20 protein-coding genes are annotated in these 19,964 nt (G+C 73.2%); 9 read left to right on the top strand and 11 right to left on the bottom strand.

What is annotated here, in order from left to right:
- The first annotated feature begins 4 nt into the window (after positions 1-4).
- The 3 genes from ACWDX7_RS19700 (at position 5) to ACWDX7_RS19710 (ending at position 4,279) form a co-directional block, all read left to right on the top strand.
- Positions 5-1,582 (top strand): citrate:proton symporter, encoded by a 1,578-nt coding sequence (locus tag ACWDX7_RS19700; protein WP_451492276.1) that lies wholly within the window; start codon positions 5-7, stop codon positions 1,580-1,582.
- Between the two features lie 98 nt (positions 1,583-1,680).
- Entirely contained in the window at positions 1,681-3,093 is a 1,413-nt protein-coding gene (locus tag ACWDX7_RS19705) for an aldehyde dehydrogenase family protein (protein ID WP_451492275.1), read from the top strand.
- Between the two features lie 94 nt (positions 3,094-3,187).
- Positions 3,188-4,279, top strand: a complete 1,092-nt coding sequence (locus ACWDX7_RS19710) for a Zn-dependent alcohol dehydrogenase (protein ID WP_451492274.1) — start codon at positions 3,188-3,190, stop codon at positions 4,277-4,279.
- A gap of 166 nt (positions 4,280-4,445) precedes the next feature.
- On the opposite strand, the gene ACWDX7_RS19715 is transcribed toward ACWDX7_RS19710, so the two are convergent.
- On the bottom strand, positions 4,446-5,096 hold the full coding sequence (locus ACWDX7_RS19715) for a TetR/AcrR family transcriptional regulator (RefSeq protein ID WP_451492273.1): 651 nt from the start codon (positions 5,094-5,096) through the stop codon (positions 4,446-4,448).
- 69 nt (positions 5,097-5,165) lie between these two features.
- Here ACWDX7_RS19715 and ACWDX7_RS19720 point away from each other — a divergent pair, with 69 nt between their 5' ends.
- Entirely contained in the window at positions 5,166-6,317 is a 1,152-nt protein-coding gene (locus tag ACWDX7_RS19720) for an acyl-CoA dehydrogenase family protein (protein ID WP_451492272.1), read from the top strand.
- Between the two features lie 135 nt (positions 6,318-6,452).
- Positions 6,453-7,139: a TetR/AcrR family transcriptional regulator gene (locus ACWDX7_RS19725; protein WP_451492271.1), complete on the top strand. Its 687-nt coding sequence runs from the start codon at positions 6,453-6,455 to the stop codon at positions 7,137-7,139.
- Between the two features lies 1 nt (position 7,140).
- On the opposite strand, the gene ACWDX7_RS19730 is transcribed toward ACWDX7_RS19725, so the two are convergent.
- Positions 7,141-7,602 carry a MaoC family dehydratase gene (locus tag ACWDX7_RS19730; protein WP_451492270.1) on the bottom strand — a complete coding sequence of 154 codons (462 nt, stop codon included), beginning with the start codon at positions 7,600-7,602 and terminating at the stop codon, positions 7,141-7,143.
- 112 nt (positions 7,603-7,714) lie between these two features.
- Between ACWDX7_RS19730 and soxR the strand changes: the two genes are divergently transcribed.
- Positions 7,715-8,158 carry a redox-sensitive transcriptional activator SoxR gene (gene soxR / locus ACWDX7_RS19735; RefSeq protein WP_451492269.1) on the top strand — a complete coding sequence of 148 codons (444 nt, stop codon included), beginning with the start codon at positions 7,715-7,717 and terminating at the stop codon, positions 8,156-8,158.
- 77 nt (positions 8,159-8,235) lie between these two features.
- Here the strand turns inward: soxR and ACWDX7_RS19740 are convergent, their stop codons facing one another.
- The 3 genes from ACWDX7_RS19740 to ACWDX7_RS19750 form a co-directional block, all read right to left on the bottom strand.
- Entirely contained in the window at positions 8,236-8,958 is a 723-nt protein-coding gene (locus tag ACWDX7_RS19740) for a 3-keto-5-aminohexanoate cleavage protein (protein WP_451492298.1), read from the bottom strand.
- A 215-nt stretch (positions 8,959-9,173) separates the two neighbouring features.
- Positions 9,174-9,809 carry a hypothetical protein gene (locus ACWDX7_RS19745; RefSeq protein WP_451492268.1) on the bottom strand — a complete coding sequence of 212 codons (636 nt, stop codon included), beginning with the start codon at positions 9,807-9,809 and terminating at the stop codon, positions 9,174-9,176.
- Between the two features lie 139 nt (positions 9,810-9,948).
- Positions 9,949-11,235, bottom strand: a complete 1,287-nt coding sequence (locus ACWDX7_RS19750) for a serine-threonine protein kinase (protein WP_451492267.1) — start codon at positions 11,233-11,235, stop codon at positions 9,949-9,951.
- A 298-nt stretch (positions 11,236-11,533) separates the two neighbouring features.
- Here ACWDX7_RS19750 and ACWDX7_RS19755 point away from each other — a divergent pair, with 298 nt between their 5' ends.
- The 3 genes from ACWDX7_RS19755 to ACWDX7_RS19765 all read left to right on the top strand — a co-directional run bounded on the left by ACWDX7_RS19755 (position 11,534) and on the right by ACWDX7_RS19765 (position 14,896).
- A complete protein-coding gene (locus ACWDX7_RS19755) occupies positions 11,534-12,298 on the top strand; it encodes an SDR family oxidoreductase (protein WP_451492266.1) in 765 nt (254 codons plus the stop codon).
- Positions 12,295-14,157 (top strand): class I adenylate-forming enzyme family protein, encoded by a 1,863-nt coding sequence (locus tag ACWDX7_RS19760; RefSeq protein ID WP_451492265.1) that lies wholly within the window; start codon positions 12,295-12,297, stop codon positions 14,155-14,157. Before ACWDX7_RS19755 ends, ACWDX7_RS19760 begins: the two co-directional genes overlap by 4 nt.
- Before the next feature lie 112 nt (positions 14,158-14,269).
- Complete coding sequence (locus ACWDX7_RS19765) at positions 14,270-14,896, top strand: TetR/AcrR family transcriptional regulator (protein WP_451492264.1); 627 nt, start codon at positions 14,270-14,272, stop codon at positions 14,894-14,896.
- A 30-nt stretch (positions 14,897-14,926) separates the two neighbouring features.
- Here ACWDX7_RS19765 and ACWDX7_RS19770 read toward each other — a convergent pair whose 3' ends face one another.
- From ACWDX7_RS19770 to ACWDX7_RS19795, 6 genes are all read right to left on the bottom strand, one after another.
- Complete coding sequence (locus ACWDX7_RS19770; protein WP_451492263.1) at positions 14,927-16,180, bottom strand: acyl-CoA dehydrogenase family protein; 1,254 nt, start codon at positions 16,178-16,180, stop codon at positions 14,927-14,929.
- 9 nt (positions 16,181-16,189) lie between these two features.
- Complete coding sequence (locus ACWDX7_RS19775) at positions 16,190-17,242, bottom strand: phosphotransferase family protein (RefSeq protein WP_451492262.1); 1,053 nt, start codon at positions 17,240-17,242, stop codon at positions 16,190-16,192.
- A gap of 197 nt (positions 17,243-17,439) precedes the next feature.
- On the bottom strand, positions 17,440-18,351 hold the full coding sequence (locus tag ACWDX7_RS19780; protein ID WP_451492261.1) for an MBL fold metallo-hydrolase: 912 nt from the start codon (positions 18,349-18,351) through the stop codon (positions 17,440-17,442).
- 227 nt (positions 18,352-18,578) lie between these two features.
- Positions 18,579-18,917: a DUF202 domain-containing protein gene (locus tag ACWDX7_RS19785; protein WP_451492260.1), complete on the bottom strand. Its 339-nt coding sequence runs from the start codon at positions 18,915-18,917 to the stop codon at positions 18,579-18,581.
- Positions 18,914-19,327 carry a YidH family protein gene (locus tag ACWDX7_RS19790; protein ID WP_451492259.1) on the bottom strand — a complete coding sequence of 138 codons (414 nt, stop codon included), beginning with the start codon at positions 19,325-19,327 and terminating at the stop codon, positions 18,914-18,916. The genes ACWDX7_RS19785 and ACWDX7_RS19790 overlap by 4 nt, the downstream gene beginning before the upstream one ends.
- Before the next feature lie 9 nt (positions 19,328-19,336).
- Positions 19,337-19,873, bottom strand: a complete 537-nt coding sequence (locus ACWDX7_RS19795) for an NUDIX hydrolase (RefSeq protein ID WP_451492258.1) — start codon at positions 19,871-19,873, stop codon at positions 19,337-19,339.
- Positions 19,874-19,964: the final 91 nt, after the last annotated feature.

Here is a 19,964-nt window from a genome sequence, read left to right on the forward strand (position 1 = left end):
CTCCATGCTGACCTTCCTCGGCTTCGCAATGATCGCGACCTTCCTGGTCCTGATCATGATGAAGAAAATGTCGCCCATCGCGGCCCTCGTCCTCATCCCCGCGCTCTTCTGCGTGTTCGCCGGACACGGCGCGCAGCTGGGCGACTACGTCATCGACGGGGTCGGCAAACTCGCGCCGACCGCCGCCATGCTCATGTTCGCCATCGTCTACTTCGGCGTGATGATCGACGTCGGCCTCTTCGACCCGATCGTGCGCGGCATCCTGCGCTTCTGCAAGGCCGACCCGATGCGGGTCGTGGTCGGTACCGCCGTGCTCGCCGCGATCGTCTCGCTCGACGGGGACGGGTCCACCACCTTCATGATCACCGTTTCGGCCATGTATCCGCTGTACAAGCGGCTCGGTATGAGCCTCGTGGTGATGACCGGAATCGCCGCCACCGCCAACGGTGTGATGAACACGCTGCCCTGGGGCGGCCCCACGGCCCGGGCCGCCACCGCCCTCAAGCTCGACGCCGCGGACGTCTTCGTCCCGATGATCCCGGCCCTCGCGGTGGGCCTGCTCTTCGTCTTCGTCTTCGCCTACGTCCTCGGCCTCAAGGAGCGGCGCCGGGTCGGCCTCCTGGTGCTGCCCGGCCAGGAGGAGTCGGCGGTGGAAGCGGATGGTGCACGGAAGGACCTGGTCGCGGTCGCGCCGGGCGCGGGTGCGGAGGCCTCCGGCGGGCACGCCGCCACCGGGGGCGGCGTGCCCGCCGGCCCCTCCTCCGCCCGCCTCGAAGGCCCGGCCGCCGCGTCCCCCGGAGCCACCGGCCCAGCCGGGACGCCCGATGGCCCGGGTTCCGCCGCGGTCTCCCATGCCCCCGGCCACGCCGGATCCGTAGCCACCCCGGGAACCGCCACCGCCCGGCAGGGGGCCGCCGCCGAGCCGCCGCAGGCGGACGACTTCCAGGTGCTCGACCCCCACCGCGCCACCCTGCGTCCGCGCCTCTACTGGTTCAACGCCGCCCTCACCCTCGCCCTCCTCACCGCGATGATCATGCAGGTCCTGCCCATTCCCGTGCTGTTCCTGCTCGGCGCCGCCCTCGCCCTGACCGTCAACTTCCCCCACATGCCCGACCAGAAGGCCCGGATCGCCGCCCACGCGGACAACGTCCTGAACGTCGCAGGCATGGTCTTCGCCGCCGCCGTCTTCACCGGCGTCCTCACCGGCACCGGGATGGTCAAGCACATGGCCGACTGGCTCGTCGGCGCCATCCCCGAGGGCATGGGCCCGCACATGGCCCTCGTCACCGGGCTGCTGAGCCTGCCGCTGACCTACTTCATGTCCAACGACGGCTTCTACTTCGGCGTCCTGCCCGTCCTGGCCGAGGCCGGTGCGGCGCACGGGGTCTCCCCGCTCGAAATCGCCCGCGCGTCCCTGGTCGGCCAGGCCCTGCACATGTCCAGCCCGCTGGTTCCGGCCGTCTACGTCCTCGTCGGCATGGCCAAGGTCGAATTCGCCGACCACACCCGCTTCACCGTGAAATGGGCCGCTCTCACCTCCCTGGTCGTTCTCGCGGCAGGGATGCTTTTCGGCATCATCTGATCCACGCCCCACCTGGCTGGCCGAAAACTACCGGCGCTAGTTTGTAGGGTGTCCGCGAGGTCAGGTCTACGCGCTGGTGCGTGCTCGGGAGGAATGCCATGAAGGCCCACGACGGGATGTACATCGGCGGAGAATGGCGGCCCGCCGCCGGTCGCGACCGGATAGAGGTCGTCAATCCGGCCGACGAGCACGTCATCGCCGCGGTGCCGGCCGGCACCGCCGAGGACGTGGACGCGGCCGTACGGGCGGCACGCGCCGCCCTTCCCGGCTGGGCGGCCACGGCTCCGGCCGAGCGGGCGGCCCTGATCGGCGTGCTCCGTGACGTGCTCGTCGCCCGGAAGGGCGAGATCGCCGAGACCATCACCGCCGAACTCGGCTCCCCGGTGGGATTCACGCAGATGGTCCAGGTCGGCGCGCCGATCGCGGTCGCCTCCTCCTTCGCCGAGCTCGGGGCCTCGTACGCCTTCGAGGAGCGGATCGGGACCTCGACCGTGCTGCTGGAGCCGGTCGGTGTCGTCGGAGCCATCACGCCGTGGAACTATCCGCTGCACCAAGTCGTTGCAAAGGTGGCGCCCGCTCTCGCCGCCGGCTGCACCGTCGTCCTCAAACCGGCCGAGGACACCCCGCTGACCGCACAGCTCTTCGCCGAGGCCGTGCACGAGGCGGGCATCCCGGCCGGAGTCTTCAACCTGGTGACCGGGACCGGCCCGGTCGCCGGGCAGGCACTGGCCGCGCACGAGGGAGTCGACCTCGTCTCCTTCACCGGCTCGACCGCGGTCGGCCGCCTGATCGGCGCCACGGCCGGCGCCGCCGTCAAGCGGGTCGCCCTCGAACTGGGCGGCAAATCGGCCAATGTCATCCTGCCCGGAGCCGACCTGGCCAAGGCCGTCGCCACAGGCGTCGGCCACGTCATGAACAACTCCGGACAGAGCTGCAACGCGCTCACCCGGATGCTGGTCCACCGCGACCAGTACGAAGAGGCCGTCTCCCTGGCGGCCGCAGCCGTCGCCACATATGCCACCGGCGACCCCCGCGACGCCGCCACCCGCCTGGGCCCGGTGGTCAACGCCAAGCAGCACGAGCGTGTCCGCGGATACATCGCCAAGGGCATCGAGGAAGGCGCGCGCCTGGTCGCCGGCGGCCCGGAAGCGCCGTACGAGAAGGGGTACTTCGTCGCCCCGACGGTCTTCGCCGATGTCACACCCGAGATGACCATCGCCCAGGAGGAGATCTTCGGCCCCGTGCTGTCGATCCTCGCCTACGAGAACGAGGAGGAGGCGCTGCGCATCGCCAACGGCACCGTCTACGGCCTGGGCGGCGCGGTCTGGGCGGCGGACGACGAGACGGCCGTGGCCTTCGCACGCCGTATGGACACCGGGCAGGTGGACATCAACGGCGGCCGTTTCAACGTGCTCGCGCCCTTCGGTGGCTACAAGCAGTCGGGCGTCGGCCGCGAGCTGGGCCGCCACGGGCTGGCCGAGTACGTGCAGACCAAGTCCCTGCAGTTCTGAGCAGTCGCCACAGTCGCCACCAACCGATGGGCACTCAGCCCACGGCCTTGAGCAGCCCACCGCCTCAGCATCGGAAAAGACGGAGACGACGACCATGGTCCGCGCCGCCATCCTGCCCGCCGTCGGAGCCCCGCTGGAGATACGGGAGATCGTGCTGCCCGATCCCGGCCCCGGGCAGGTCCGCGTGCGGCTCGCCGCAGCCGGGGTCTGCCACTCGGACCTCTCCCTCACCAACGGCACCATGCGGGTGCCCCTCCCGGCCGTCCTCGGCCACGAGGGCGCCGGTACGGTCGTCGCCGTCGGGGAGGGCGTGACCCATGTCGCCCCCGGCGACGGCGTGGTGCTCAACTGGGCGCCCTCCTGCGGGGAGTGCCACCACTGCACGATCGGCGAGGTCTGGCTCTGCGCCAAGGCGCTCGCCGGGGTCGGCGCCGTCTACGCGCATGACGCGCGGGGAGCCGAGCTGCACCCCGGACTGAATGTGGCGGCCTTCGCGGAGGAGACGGTGGTAGCGGGCGAGTGCGTGCTGCCCGCGCCCGCCGGGATCCCGCTCGCCGAGGCCGCCCTACTCGGCTGCGCCGTGCTCACCGGCTACGGCGCCGTCCACCACAGCGCCCAGGTCCGCCCCGGCGAGTCCGTCGCCGTCTTCGGCGTCGGCGGGGTGGGACTGGCCGCCCTCCAGGCCGCCCGCATCGCCCAAGCCGACCCGATCGTGGCCGTCGACGTCTCCCCGGCCAAGGAGGAACTCGCGCGCGCGGCCGGGGCCACCGACTTCGTGCTCGCCTGCGACACCACCGCCAAGCAGATCCGGGCCCTCACCGCCGGCCAGGGCGTGGACGTCGCCGTCGAGTGCGTGGGACGGGCGCAAACCATCCGCGGAGCCTGGGAATCCACCCGGCGTGGCGGCCGCACCACGGTCGTCGGCATCGGCGGCAAGGAACAGCAGGTCACCTTCCACGCCCTGGAGATCTTCCACTTCGCCCGCACACTCACCGGCTGCGTCTACGGCAACAGCGACCCTGCCCGTGACCTGCCGCTCATCGCCGAACACGTCCGCGCCGGCCGCCTCGACCTCGGCGCGATGGTGACCGACCGCATCACCCTGGACGGCATCCCGGCCGCTTTCGACGCGATGCTGGCGGGGAAGGGCGGCCGCTCCCTCGTCGTCTTCCAGCACCGCTCATGAGGCACCGCTCAAGCGAGAGCGGCCCGGCGGGGTGAGGCCCGCGGGGTGAGGTGCGGCGGTGTGAGGCCCGCGGTGTGAGGCCCGCGGTGTGAGGCCCGCGGTGTGAGGCCCGCGGGGTGGGGCGCGGCGGGGTGGGGCGCGGCGGGTCTGGTGGGCCCGCCGCGCCTCACGCCTTCTCGCGCAGTGCCTCGTACTGGAGGGCCAGCCCGTCCAGCAGGGCCGTCAGGCCCGTCTCGAAGGCGCCCTCGTCCACCTCGTGCTGCCGCTCGGCCAGCAGGTGCGCCCGCCCCAGGTGCGGATAGTCCGCCGGGTCGTATGCCGTCTCGTCGTCCACGAAACCGCGGGCGAAGGAGCCCACCGCCGAGCCCAGGATGAAGTACCGCATCAGCGCGCCGATCCGCGTCGCCTGCGCCTCGGGCCAGCCCGCCGCCGTCATGGCGCCGAAGACCGCGTCCGCCAGCCGCAGACCGGCCGGCCGGCGGCCCGGCCCCCGCGCGAGCACCGGCACGATGTTCGGGTGGTCCAACAGGGCGCGCCGGTACGAGTGCGCCCAGTCGTACAGCGCCCCGCGCCACTCCCGGCCGTCCTCGAACATCGACAGGTCGACCCGTGCGCTCACCGCGTCCGCCACCGCCTCCAGGATCTCGTCCTTGGTGCGGAAATGGTTGTACAGCGACGGCCCGCTGACCCCGAGGGCGGCCGCCAGCCGCCGCGTCGACACCGCCTCCAGCCCCTCCGCGTCCACCATCGCCCCCGCCGCCTCGACGATGACGGCTCTGCTGAGGAGGGGCTTGCGCGGTCTGGCCATGCGGCACATAGTAGGGCCTGCCCGCCATAAACTACCGGCGCTAGTTAACGGCGCCGGACGGCCTCCCGGAGGTGCCCGGTGAATCTGGAGCCGAGCGAGGAACAGGCTGCCGCCCGCCGGCTCGCCCGCGAGTTCACCGAGCGCGAGGTCGTCCCGTACGCCGCCGCGTGGGACCGCGCCGAGAGCGTCGACCGGGCCATCGTGAAGAAGCTGGGCGCGCTCGGCTTCCTGGGCCTCACCGTCCCCGAGGAGTACGGCGGCTCCGGCGGCGACCACCTCGCCTACGTCCTGGTCACCGAGGAGCTCGGCCGCGGCGACTCAGCCGTGCGCGGCATCGTCTCCGTCTCCCTCGGCCTGGTCGCCAAGACCATCGCGGCCTGGGGTACCGAGGAGCAGAAGCGCGCCTGGCTGCCCCGCCTGTGCTCCGGCGACGCGCTCGGCTGCTTCGGGCTGACCGAGCCCGGCACCGGCTCCGACGCGGGCAGCCTCACCACCCGCGCCGTGCGCGAGGGGGGCTCCTACGTCATCAGCGGCACCAAGACGTTCATCACCAACGGCACCTGGGCCGACGTGGTGCTGCTCTTCGCCCGTACCAACGACGAGCCCGGCCACCGCGGGGTCTCCGCCTTCCTCGTCCCCGCCGACGCCGCCGGCCTCACCCGCCACGAGATCCACGGCAAGCTCGGCCTGCGCGGCCAGGCCACCGCCGAGCTCGCCTTCGACGGCGTGCGCGTGCCGGCGTCCGCGATGGTCGGCCGCGAGGGCAAGGGCTTCCCGGTCGCCATGTCGGCACTGGCCAAGGGTCGGATGTCCGTCGCCGCGGGCTGTGTCGGCATCGCGCAGGCGGCGCTGGACGCGGCAGTCTCGTACGCCGCCCAGCGCGAGCAGTTCGGCAAGCCCATCGCACAGCACCAACTGGTCCAGGAGCTGATCGCGGACATCTCCGTGGACGTGGACGCGGCCCGCATGCTGACCTGGCGGGTCGCCGACCTCATCGACCGCGGCCGGCCCTTCGCCACCGAATCCTCCACCGCCAAGCTCTTCGCCTCCGAGGCCGCCGTCCGCGCCGCGAGCAACGCCCTCCAGGTGCACGGCGGTTACGGATACATCGACGAGTATCCGGCGGGCAAGCTGCTGCGCGACGCCCGCGTGATGACCCTGTACGAGGGCACCAGCCAGATCCAGAAGCTGCTCATCGGCCGCGCCCTCACCGGAGTCTCCGCCTTCTGACGCCCCGCCCCTCGTCCACGTGGACGGTTCGCGTCCCGGGGGACGGCCAGCGGAGCTAAGCGCTTGCTCACCCTCCGGTAGGGTGTTCCTTTCGTAGGGTGTTCCTTCCTACACGGCGAAGAGGGTGAGTGAGCGATGGACAGCGCGGCGGAGACGGCCGACGGCTACCAGCCGTGGTCCGAGGTCACCCCCGACGCGGCGCGGCGGCTGCTCATCGCGGCGGTCGACGCCTTCGCGGAACGCGGTTACCACGCCACCACCACACGTGACATCGCAGGGCGGGCCGGTATGAGTCCGGCCGCCCTCTACATCCACTACAAGACCAAGGAAGAGCTGCTCCACCGGATCAGCCGGATCGGTCACGACAAGGCGCTGGAGATCCTGACGACGGCCGCCGACCGGCCCGGCTCGGCCGCGGAGCGGCTCGACGCAGCCGTACGGTCCTTCGTACGGTGGCACGCCGCGCACCACACCACCGCGCGCGTGGTCCAGTACGAACTCGACGCGCTCGCCCCGGAGCACCGCGCCGAGATCGTGGCCCTGCGCCGGCAGAGCGACGCGGCCGTACGCCGCATCCTCGCCGACGGGGTCGCGGCAGGGGAGTTCGACGTCCCGGACGTCCCCGGCACCACCCTCGCCGTGCTGTCGCTCTGCATCGACGTGGCCCGGTGGTTCAGCGTGGCCGGGCGCCGTACGCCCGACGAGGTCGGCGCACTCTACGCCGACCTCGTCCTGCGTATGGTGGGATCCCGGCCCGCCGGCGCGGCTCGGGAGCCTGAAAAGCCTGAGAACGCTCAGAACGCTGAGAACGGTCAGACGTAGTTCAGAAGTAGTAGCGGGACACCGACTCCGCCACGCACACCGGCTTGTCACCGCCCTCGCGCTCGACCGTGACGGTGGCCGTGACCTGTACGCCGCCGCCCGCCTCCACCACCTCGGTGATCACGGCGGTGCAGCGCAGCCGCGAGCCGACCGGCACCGGCGCCGGGAAACGGACCTTGTTGGCCCCGTAGTTGAGGCCCATCTTCATGCCCTGGACCCGCATGACCTGCGGCACCAGGGTGGGCAGCAGTGAGAGTGTCAGATAGCCGTGCGCGATGGTGCGGCCGAAGGGCCCGGCGGCCGCCCGCTCGGGGTCGACGTGGATCCACTGGTGGTCGTCGGTGGCGTCCGCGAAGAGGTCGATCCGCTTCTGGTCCACCTCCAGCCACCCGCTGGGGCCGAGCGGTTCGCCGATCCCGGCGCGCAGCTCCTCGGCGGATGTGAAGACCCTCGGCTCGGCCATGCCCTGCCCCTGCCTCTCACGTGATGCACGTCAGCACTGGTTGAATAAGCGCTTGCTCAGCATGCTGGGGCCTCCCGCGTATGTCAACGGACCTGCGACTACCCTCGGTGCGGTGCCGCAGATTCCCGAGAAAGTCCACGAGCTCACCGTCGGCCAGCTGTCCGCCCGCAGTGGCGCGGCCGTCTCCGCCCTCCACTTCTACGAAGCCAAGGGCCTGATCAGCAGCCGCCGCACCTCCGGCAACCAGCGCCGCTACACCCGCGACACGTTGCGCCGCGTGGCCTTCGTACGCGCTGCCCAGCGCGTGGGCATCCCGCTGGCCAGCATCCGCGAGGCGCTCGCCCAGCTCCCCGAGGAGCGCACCCCCAACCGGGCCGACTGGGCCCGCCTCTCCGAGGCCTGGCGTGCCGAACTCGATCACCGGATCAGCCAGTTGGGGCGCCTGCGGGATCATTTGACCGACTGCATCGGCTGCGGCTGCCTCTCGCTGGAGAACTGCGCCCTCTCCAACCCGGACGACGTCTTCGGCGAACGGCTCACCGGCTCGCGGCTGTAGCGCCCGGCGTCCCCGCGTCCGCGTCACCCCACCCGCCGTTCACGGTGTCGGAGCGGGGAGGGGCTGGCATGCCCTGTTCACGCCCCCGCCGGGCCCCGTGCCGACCGGGCCCACGCCGCCCGCGCCGCCGCAACCAATTCGGCATTCGACCGCGCCGTCCGCCCGTCCGGCAGGTGCAGTACGTCTCCTACGCCGATCCGCGCGGCGGTGCCGCACCGCGCGGCCAGTCGCAGCACCGGCCAGGCGGCGGCTTCCCGCCCGTACAGCAGCAGCGCCACGGGCGGCAGCCGGCGCAGCCCGGCCACCAGGCCCGGATCGGCCGACGCGAGTTCGGCCGCGAGCCGGACCCGCCCGGGCTCCCGCACCGGCCACGCCAGGAACCGCGCCAGCGGCTCCGGCCCGGCCGGTCCGCCCAGCGGCACGACGGCGTCCACGGCGATCCCGCGTGCCAGCAGGACCTCCGCCAGCTCCCGCGCCCCCGGCTCCGCGAAGTACACCGCGGCCCGGTCGGGCAGCACCGTCCAGGACAGCACCCGCTCCCGCCGCCGGGCGGGGTCGGGCTCGGCCCCGGGGGTCGCACACACCGTCAGCGGTACGCCGGCCCCCGCGCGGCGCACCGCCTCCAGCAGCGGGCCGACCACGCGGGGCGAGAGGCTCTCCCGCCCGCACGGGGTCCGCGGATGCATCAGCACCTCCCGTGCCCCGGCGGCGACCGCCCCCAGCGCCGCATCCGCCAGATCGCCGGGGGACAACGGCACGGCCGGGCCGTCGGCGGCGCCCCGGGAGCCGTTCAAGGACACCTGCACCGGGAGCGCCGCGGGTAGCTGCCCGGGCCCCGGCGACGGCCCCGGCTCCGGCAACGGCCCCCGCCCCGAGCCCGGGCCCCGCCCCGGCTCCGGTAGCAACACCGCCACGGGCCCTCGTACCGGCGCCCCCTGCGCCCCGCCCCCGGGCGCGGCCCCCGACCCCTCGCCAGGCCCGCTCCTTGCCCCGCTCCCGTCCCCGCCCCCGGAGTTCACGCCGCGCCCGCCGAGGGCACATCCGCCAGCGCCGGTCTGGGCACCACGATCCCGCAGCCCGCGCACACCGGCCCGTCCCACGCCCAGGCCCCCTCCCAGGGCCCATGCCCATGCCCCTGCCGGGGCACGCGATCGCGCCGCCCCGCCCCCGTACGCATCCCCGCAACCGGCGCCGGCCAGCGCAGTTCCCCGTCCCCGCACACCGGGCACACCGTCCCCGGCTCCGATTCCAGCGCCTTCACCAGCCGCCGCAGCACCTCGCCCAGCGTCCCCTCCGGCCGCACTCCGGGATCGGCGCACCGCACCACCGCGTCCCCGCTGCCGCCCCACGCCCACTCCGGCCGGCGCAGTCCGTGGTGCTTCTCCCGTCGCCGCCGCTCCGCGAAGTGCCGCTCGTACTCCAGCCAGACGGCCCGCGCCTCCTCCAGCTCCTCCAGCGCGGCGACCAGCCGCTGCGGGTCGGCCGCCCGGTCCTCCGGTGCGATGCCGTGCCGGTCGCACAGGTGCCACCAGGTCGCCCGGTGCCCGTAGGGCGCGAACCGCTCCAGGCAGCGGCGCAGCGAATGGCGCCGCAGGGCCCGGTCGTTGCGCGCGTCGCGTACCTGGTAGGCCAGACTCCGGAATCCCGCCATCACACCTTCACCCTCACCTCCGCCGCGCGCCAGGCCGGCACTCCGGCATTCCGGCACCACACGATGTGCCCAACATGCCCGGCCGGACGTGGGCGCATGCGGGGGCGGTCGAGGCGTACGGGTGGCACATGGCCGGATGTCACCGCCCCATGCGTCCCGCGGCGACCACGACCCGGGCCAGTTCCTCGTGGCAGATGTCGCTGTGCGCCCCCGAGGGAGCGCCGCCGCGCCGGACCACGGATCCCGCGTCCACGCTGACGCATCCGGCTGCCGGCAGCCCCTCGCGCAGGACCGCTTCGAGGCTCAGCCGCGGTGTCCCCGCAACCGCGTGCACCCCGTCGTGCCCGATCGCGCCCCACCGCTCGTCGAAGCCCAGCAGACCGGCCGAATCCCCTGCTGTCCGGGAGGCCAGCGGATAGAACACCCTGAGGGCCGTGTCGTGCGCGGAGTGGCAGGCCGTCACGGGCCCCGCGACCCTGCGCTGGAGGCCGCGCAGGGCGCCGCCGCGGCCCTTGTCGTGGGGCAGGCGGTCGGCGAACGCGTAGTGCGAGAAGGCACCCTGGAGCAAGGTGAGCGAAGCGATGTACCGGGCTCCGTCCGGCACCGCGCGCAGCGAGAAGGACACCATGCGCGCCCCGAAGCTGTGCCCGATCAGATGGATCCGCAGCGCCGGGCGGCGCGCCGCGAGCTCCGCCAGGACCGGGCCCAGACCGCGCTCGCCGACCACCCCGGCCCGCTTCTTCATCCGGTAGTACGTGGCCTGCCGCAGCAGCTCCTTCGCTCCGTTCCACAGCGGCCGCAGCCCGCCGCCGGCGGTGAGGGCGTGCCCGTCCGCGTCTGGGGGCAGCGCGCCGACGCCGACCAGCCCGAGGGTGAAGGCACGGCACACCTCAAGCACGTCGGCGACGAAGATGGCCGGCACCGCCGGCGCGGCCGCGGTGTGTACGGCGTCCGCGCCGGCCAGCTCCCGTACGAGCGCGCCGAACTCGATGAACGCCGCCTCCGACTCCGGCCGCTCGGCCAGCAGTTCGGCCACCCGGTCCAGCTCCGGCTGCCGCCCCGGCCAGAACTCCCCGAGCGCGCGCCGGGTGGCGCCGTCCAGTGCCGTCCCGGAGCCGGGTGCCGTCAGCAGGCCGGGCGGGTCGAAGTCCGGGATCGGCTCGTCCGAGAAGCGCATGGCGGGCCACACGACACCCACGTACCCCAGCCGCACGCCCGGCCCCACCAGCCCCGGGAAGGGGGCGAAGAACCGGTCGTACAGCCGGGTGGCGGTGGACCGGTCGCTGTTCCAGCCGTGCGCGAAGACCAGCAGGTCCGTGGCCTCCAGCCGTTCCACCGCGCCGCGCGTGGCCTCGTCCACGTCGCCCTCGGCGTCGAAGGTCAGCTCCGCGTACGGACCCACCCCGATGCCCGTGCCACCCGCCATGACGTCCCCCTTCGCACCGCGACCGGAGACCAGCATCCTGCTGCCGGGGCCGCCCGGCCAGATGCCGTTCCCGCCGGATTCCTGCGGTCCCGCGCTCGTGCCCCGGGCCGCGGGCGGCGCCGGGGGATTTCGACGCAAAAACCGCCAGGTGACCACCCGTCGGCCCGATGGCCGCCCTGTGACGGGCGCATCCGGGCGAGGCTACGAGGCCGCCCCCTTCCGCGAGCACATACCGACTGGTTAGTCTGCCGGGAACCCGGTGTCCGGCAGCCGGCAGTCGCGATGAAAGGGTGACCCCGTGAGCGAGTACCAGGACCAGCGAGTCGTCGTCACCGGCGCGGGCGGCGGCATCGGAGCCGCACTCGCCCAGCGCTTCGCCGCCCAGGGCGCCACGGTGGTGGTCAACGACCTCGACGCTGCCAAGGCCGCCGCGGTCGCGGGCGGGATCGGGTCACGTGCCATCCCGGTGCCCGGCGACGCCTCCGCGATCGTGGCCGAAGCGCGCGAGGCCCTCGGCGGATCGATCGACGTCTACTGCGCCAACGCCGGACTGGCCTCGGGCGGGGACGCGTTCGCCGACGAGGCCGTCTGGGAGGCGGCCTGGGACGTCAACGTCATGGCCCACGTGCGCGCGGCCAGGCTGCTCCTGCCGGACTGGCTGGAGCGGGAGAGCGGCCGCTTCGTGTCCACCGTCTCCGCCGCCGGACTGCTGACCATGATCGGAGCGGCGCCGTACAGTGTCACCAAGCACGGTGCGCTCGCCTTCGCCGAATGGCTGTCGCTGACCTACCGCCACCGCGGTGTGAAGGTGCACTCCATCTGCCCGCAGGGGGTGCGTACGGACATGCTGACCGCCGCGGGCTCGGCGGGCGAACTCGTCCTGGAGCCGACCGCGATCGAGCCGGAAGCGGTCGCGGACGCGTTGTTCGACGGCATGGAGAAGGGCCGGTTCTTGATCCTCCCGCACCCCGAGGTCGCGGACTACTACGCCGCCCGCGCCACCGAACCGGACCGCTGGCTGAGCGCCATGAACCACCTCCAGCAGAAGTGGGAGACACCATGACGCCCGCGGCCCCCGCGGCCCCCGCCGACCCGGCTCTCGCCTCGGCCCCGGGTCCCGCCTCGGACCCGGCTCTCGCCTCGGCCCCGGGTCCCGCCTCGGACCCGGCCCAGGCCCACGCCGTCGTCGCCCACGCCGCCGCACAGGGCGCCGCCTCCGGCGCCGACGGGCGCGGCCGAGGCTCCCGGTACGCCGCCCAGCCCTGGCTCCGGCTGCTCAGCCCGGCGCAGCGGGCACCCGTCGCACCGAGGCCCACCGTGCTGCACGCCTTCCGCGACGCCGTCGCCCGGGCCCCCGAGCGCACCGCCCTCGCCTACTTCGACGGCCGCATCGGCTACGCCGAGGCCGACGCGCTCTCCGACTCCGTCGCCGGCCACCTCGCGGCCCACGGCATCCGCCGCGGGGACCGCGTCGCCGTCATGCTCCAGAACACCCCGCACTTCGTGCTCGCCGTCCTGGCCGCCTGGAAGGCCGGGGCGGTCGTCGTCCCGCTCAACCCGATGTACAAGTCCGGCGAGGTCGGGCACATCCTGCGCGACTCGGGGGCCGCCGCGCTGGTCTGCGAGGGCCGAGCCTGGACGGCGTACCTGCGCGAAGCCGTGCAGGAAAGCGCCGTACGGACCGTCCTGACCGCCCGCGACCGGGACTTCCAGACCCGCGACGACCCGCGCGTCTTCCCCGCCGAGCCCGACCCGCGACCGACCGCCCCCAGCGCCCCCTCCGCCTCCTCCGCCCACGAGGCGGCGGACCTCACCTCCGTGGCGCACCGCGGCCACCCCGCCCCGGACGACCCGCAGCTCACCGCCGCCGAAGCCGCCCTCATCAGCTACACCTCCGGCACCAGCGGCACGCCCAAGGGGGCGGTGAACCCGCACGGCGCGCTCACGTACAACGCCATCCGGCAGGTCACCGGCCACCCCCTCCCCGCGGGCGCCCCGTACTTCGCCCTCGCGCCCCTCTTCCACATCACCGGCATGGTCTGCGAGCTCGCCGCCTGCTTCACCAACGCGGGCACCCTCGTCCTCGCCCACCGCTTCGACGCTGGCGTCGTCCTCGACGCCTTCCTCGAACACCGGCCCGCCTACACCGTCGGCCCCGCCACCGCATTCATGGCCCTCGCCGCCCACCCCGACGCCGCCCCGGACCACTTCGCCTCCTTCCAGGTCGTCTCCTCGGGCGGCGCCCCACTGCCGCCCGCCCTCGTAGAACGCCTGCGCACCGCCTTCGGCTTCTACCTCCGCAACGGCTACGGCCTCACCGAGTGCACCGCCCCCTGCGCCTCCGTCCCCGCGCACCGCGAAGCCCCCGTCGACCCCGCCTCCGGCACCCTCTCGGTCGGCGTCCCGGGCGCCGACACGGTCGTCCGCATCCTCGACGAACACGGCGCGGAGGTCCCCTTCGGCGAGACCGGCGAGATCGCGGTGCGCGGCCCCCAGGTCGTACCCGGCTACTGGGGCCTGCCAGCCGACACCGCCGAGGCCTTCCCGGGCGGAGAACTGCGCACCGGCGACGTCGGTTTCATGGACGCGGACGGCTGGCTGTACGTGGTCGACCGCAAGAAGGACATGATCAACGCATCCGGCTTCAAGGTCTGGCCGCGCGAGGTCGAGGACGTGCTCTACACCCACCCCGCCGTGCGCGAGGCGGCCGTGGTCGGCCTCCCCGACCCCTACCGCGGGGAGAGCGTGAAGGCGTACGTGAGCCTCCGCCCCGGCACCTCGGCCGAACCGGCGGAGCTCTCCGCGTACTGCGCGGCGCGCATAGCCGCGTACAAATACCCGCGTCACGTGGAGATCCTGCCTGTCCTTCCGAAGACGACCAGTGGCAAGATCCTCCGACGGGAGCTGCGCGACCGCGGCTGAAAACAGCCGGATCGCACCGACCGCACCGACCGCTCGCGAAGCACGACCGTGCGGGACGGTCGCCCGCCCGCCCGCCCGACGGTCGTACGCACGGCGGGGCACGACGAAGGACATGGAAGGGAAGGTCAGCGCCATGGCGGCCAGGACCACCGAGCCCGAAGGCACGCACGAAGCCCCGGTACCGCAGCGGCTGCTGGCCGTCGCCACCCGGCTGTTCGCCGAACGCGGCTACGACCGCACCTCCGTCCAGGAGATCGTCGAGGCGGCCGGGGTCACCAAGGGCGCGCTCTACCACTACTTCGGGTCCAAGGACGATCTGCTGCACGAGGTGTACGCGCGCATGCTGCGCCTCCAGCAGCAGCGGCTCGACGCGGTCGCCGCCTCCGACGCACCCGTCGAGGAGCGGCTGCGGGCGGCGGCGGCCGACGTGGTCGTCACCACCATCGAGAACCTTGACGACGCGATGATCTTCTTCCGGTCGATGCATCAGCTCAGCCCGGAGAAGTTCAAGCAGGTGCGGGCGGAGCGCCGGCGCTACCACGAACGCTTCCGGGCCCTGGTCGAGGAGGGCCAGCGCACGGGCGTGTTCTCCACCGCCACGCCCGCCGACCTGGTGGTGGACTACCACTTCGGGTCCGTGCACCACCTGTCCACCTGGTACCGCGAGGACGGCCCGCTCACGCCGCAGCAGGTCGCCGACCACCTCGCGGACCTGCTGCTGCGCGCGCTCCGCCCGTAACGGGCGGGGCTGACCCCGGCGCCGCCGGGTTCAGCCCCGGTAGCGCTGGAGCTCCCGGCGCGCCAGCGAGCGCTGGTGCACCTCGTCGGGCCCGTCGGCCAGCCGCAGCGTCCGCGCCGCCGCCCACAGCTCCGCCAGCGGGAAGTCCTGGCTCACGCCGCCCGCGCCGTGCAACTGCACCGCCTGGTCCAGGATCTCCACCACGGCCCGAGGGGTCGCGATCTTGATGGCCTGGATCTCGGTGTGGGCGCCCCGGTTTCCGACGGTGTCCATCAGCCAGGCGGTCTTCAGGACCAGCAGCCGCAGCTGTTCCACCGTGACCCGGGCATCCGCGATCCAGTTCCGTACGACCCCCTGCGCGGCCAGTTCCTTGCCGAAGGCCGTACGTCCCACCGCGCGCCGGCACATCAGCTCGATGGCCCGCTCCGCCATGCCGATCAGCCGCATGCAGTGGTGGATCCGGCCCGGTCCCAGCCGGGCCTGGGCGATGGCGAAGCCGCTGCCCTCCTCGCCGATCAGGTTGGCCGCGGGCACCCGCGCCCCGTCGAAGACCACCTCGGCGTGACCGCCGTGGTCGTGGTCCGCGTACCCGTACACCGTCATCGCCCGGCGCACGTGGACCCCGGGCGTGTCCCGGGGGACGAGGATCATCGACTGCTGGCGGCGCGGATCGGAGCCGTCCGGGTCGGTCTTGCCCATCACGATGAAGATCTTGCAATCCGGGTTCATGGCCCCGGAGATGAACCACTTGCGGCCGGTGACCACATACTCGTCGCCGCCACCGTCGCCGCTCGTGGACCGCTCGATCCGGGTCTCGATGTTCGTCGCGTCCGAGGAGGCCACCTCCGGCTCGGTCATCGCGAAGGCGGAGCGGATCTCCCCGGCGAGCAGCGGCTCCAGCCACTGCTTCCGCTGCTGCTCGGTCCCGAACTGCGCCAGCAGCTCCATGTTCCCGGTGTCCGGGGCCGCGCAGTTGGTGGCCATCGGCGCCAGGTGCGGGCTGCGTCCGGTGATCTCGGCGAGCGGCGCGTACTGCAGGTTGGTCAACCCGGGGCCGTACGGGGTCCCGGACGAGCCGTGCCGGTCGACGAAGAACAGGTTCCACAACCCCTGACGGCGTGCCTCGGCCTTCAGCTCACCGAAGACGGCCGGGGTGTCCCAGGGCGAGGCCAGCCGCGCGCGCTGCTCGGCGGCGACCGGTTCCGCCGGGTAGACGTACTCCTCCATGAACGCGAGCAGCCGCTCGCGGAGTTCCTCGGTCCGGGCGTCGAATGCGAAGTCCATGAGTGTGCCTCAGCCTTCCTGGGGTTCCTGGAGGGTGGTCAGACCGTGCTCGATGAAGACCGGGACCAGCTCGCCGATCCGGTCGAAACCCGCTCCGACGGTCTGCCCGAGCGTGAACCGGTAGTGGATCCCTTCGAGGATCACCGCGAGCTTGAACCAGGCGAAGGCCGTGTACCAGGCGATGGCGCCGGTGTCCCGGCCGGAGCGGGCCGCGTACCGCTCGATCAGTTCGGCGGGCGTCGGATGCCCCGGCGCCGCGCTCGTCGTACTGACGGGGGACGCGGCCAGACCCAGGTCAGAGCTGTACATCACCAGCAGTCCGAGATCGGTCAGCGGGTCGCCGAGCGTGGACATCTCCCAGTCCAGCACCGCCCGGATGGTGTCGTTCGGACCGCCGATGAGGACGTTGTCGAGGCGGAAGTCCCCGTGCACCACCGTCGGAGCGGGGGAGTCGGGCAGGGTCCGGCCGAGCGCGCCGTGCAACGCGTCGATACCGGCGAGCTCCCGGCCCCGGGATGCGGCGAGTTGCTTGCCCCAGCGGCGCAGCTGCCGGTCGAGGAAGCCCTCCGGCCGGCCGAAGTCGCCCAGCCCCACCGCCTGCGGTTCGACCGCGTGCAGCTCGACCAGCGTGTCCACCAGGGCCAGCACCGCCCGCCGGGTGCGTTCGGGGCCGAGCGCGGCGAGCTGGCCGGCCGTCCGGTACGGCACCCCGTCCACGTACTCCATGACGTAGAAGGGAGCCCCGAGCACGGATTCGTCCTCGCACAGCAGCAACGGCTCGGGCACCGGCACGGCCGTGCCGTGCAGCGCTTCGATGACCCGGTGCTCCCGCCGCATGTCGTGCGCGGTGGCCAGTACGTGTCCCAGCGGCGGCCGGCGCACCACCCAGCGGGCGGTTCCGTCGGTGATCTCGTACGTGAGGTTCGAGCGGCCGCCTTCGATCAGCCGGCCGCGCAGCGGCCCGGCCACCAGTCCGGGCCGTGCCCGGTCGAGATGACCGCGCAACCGCTCCAGATCGAGGCCCCTGGGGCCGGCTGAGGCCGAATCCGGGCGTGGGGTCATGTGGGCACCTCCGCAGGGCACGGGACGACGGGACGAGCGGGCAACGGGACGGGCGGGGAACGGCCGAGCGGGCAACGGGACGAGCGGGGAACGGACGAGGCGGCCGCGAGGGAACGCGCTGCCGCTCCGCTCATCATGCCGACCAGTCGGTATGCCGTCCAGAGTGTGGGCGGAAAGTGCCCCCCATGCCCGCAATGTCATGCGTGGCAGAGGATGGGCGTGCCCCCGTTCATGACCGTCATGTCCTTCAGGACCGTCAGGATGTCCAGCGGCGCCCCCTCCGGCTCCCCGGCGAGCTCCGCGTAGGCGCGGTGCAGATTCGCCACCAGGCGCTCGCTCTCCCGCCAGGCGGCGAACTCGCCCAGATCGGCCTGCCGGGCCGTCTCCAGCGGCGTCAGCCCCTTCTCCCGGCCTTCCCGGGCGAGTTCGGCCACGTACCGCAGATAGCGTTCGGTGGCCTCGTAGGCCGAGGAGTCGGTGAGCGGCCCGTGGCCCGGCACGACCGTCCGCGCGTCGAGCGAGCGCAGCAGCTCCAGTGCCCGCAGCGAGCCGCAGAGCGAGCCCATCGCCAGGAACGGCGTCCCCTCGGCGAAGACCAGGTCGCCGGTGAAGACGACCCGCTGCCGGGGCAGCCACACGATCGAGTCCCCGGTGGTGTGCGCGACACCGGGGTGGATGATCCGCACCTCCGTCTCGCCGACGTGCAGGGTCATCCGTTCGCTGTAGGTGAGATCGGGCGCGGTGATCTCTATCGCGCCGAAGTCCGTCCCCGGCCAGATCATCTCCAGCTGGCGTCCGGCCGCGAGCTGCTCGGCCCGCGAGCTGTCGTGCGCGAGGATCAGCGCCTCGGGGGCGAACAGGCTGTTGCCGTAGGTGTGGTCGCCGTGGTGGTGGGTGTTGACCACCGTGCGGGGGAGCGGCGCCCCGGCCGCCGCGACGGCCTCCCGCAGGGCCAGCGCCCGGCGCTGGGTCGCGGCCGTGTCGATGAGCAGGGTCCGGCCGCCGTCGGTCACGAAACCGGCGTTGTTGAGGCACCAGCCGCCGTCCGGCTGGACGTACGCGTACACCCCGGTCGCGGGCTGGACGAGATACGGCTCTGCGACGGTCATGTGGGCGCTCCTCGGGCCGGCGTGACAGGAGGTCAGCATCCTGCCAGCCGTCGGGGCGCCGGCGGAGGCCGGGGGTGGATGGTGGCCGGAAAGCGGGCGCCGTGCGCGGCGGGCGGGCGCCGTGCGCGCGGGGGGACCGGGGCGTGCGCGGACGAGCGGGCGGCACAGCGACGGCAGGCGACGAGTGGGATACGAGTGGGGTTCCGTGCGTGGCCGGCCGTAATGGCTCAGAGGATCATCGCCGCCGCGAACACGGCCAGCGCCACCGTGCACCCCACCACCGCCACAGCGGCCCGTGGGACCAGTCCCGGCGGCCGGACCACCGCCAGCTCCCGCAGCCTGCGGTGCGCCACCCCGAGGAAGACCAGCCAGATCAGCGCGATGACCGCCGCTCCCGCCAGCTCCACCGGAGAAGCGGACCCGCGCAGTGCCTGCCGCAGCGCCAGCACCGCGACGACCGATGACGCCAGCGTCGTACGCCGCCACGCGAGCCGGGTCCGCTCCGGCTGCAGCCCGGCGTCCCGGGGCGCCGGCCCGCCGCCCGCGTCCGATGCGGCTCCGCTCACCGCCCCGTCGTCCAGCCCATGAGCACGACCGCCACCATCGTCACCGCGACCAGGCCCACCCCCGCGCTCAGCACCACCGGGAAGCGGGACAGCGGCAGATCCTCGCCCCGGCGCATCGCCCGCTCGCACCGCATCCAGTGGTTCACCGCCCGCAGCGCGCAGGCCGCGCCCACGGCGAGCAGCGCGAAGGCCATCCCGGCGCGCACCGCCCACCGCAGGTCCGGCAGGAACTGGTCGACCGCGAAACCACCGCCCACCAGGGCCAGGGCTGTACGGATCCAGGCCAGGAAGGTCCGCTCATTGGCCAGAGAGAAGCGGTAATCAGGCGTCCGGCCCTCGTCCTTGAGCCGCTCCGGCGCGAACCAGAGGCGCACGTCGCTCAGGAAGCCGCCCTTCGGGGTATCGGTCACCCCCGCAATTTACGCTTCCGGCGCGCGGAACTCCCGCAGCCGCCGGTACGCCTCCAGCCCGTCCGGCACCCACGCCCGCTCGCCGCTCGCGATCTGCCGGGCCAGCTCGTCCTCACCGACGAACCCGTACCAGGCCACCTCCGACACCTGGGGCCGCACCGGCGGCTCGCACCGGACCTCGTGCACGTACGACCACCAGGCCCCGCCCGGGCCCTCGTACAGGAACTTGAACAGCGGCACGGGGCGCGGCAGGCCCCGGACCCCGAGCTCCTCCTCGGCCTCCCGCAGGGCGGCCTTCGCGTAGCTCTCCCCGGCGCCCACCACCCCGCCCACGAACATGTCGTAGTACGAGGGGAACAGCAGCTTGGTGGCCGTCCGCCGGTGTACGAAGATCCGCCCCTGCGCATCCCTGGCCAGGACGAACACACACCGGTGGATCAGCCCGCGACCGTAGACCTGCCCGCGCGGGGCCTGTCCCGTCACCCGGTCGTCCCGGTCCACCACGTCCAGCACTTCATCAGCGTCAGCGGTACTCACACGATTCATCCAACCACCGCTGTTGACTGGTTACCGCTCCGTAGCCAAGGATCGCCCCACCCACCACGGAGGACGGTTGACGCATGACGTACGACGCGGA

Source organism: Streptomyces sp. NPDC003034, from assembly GCF_053591375.1.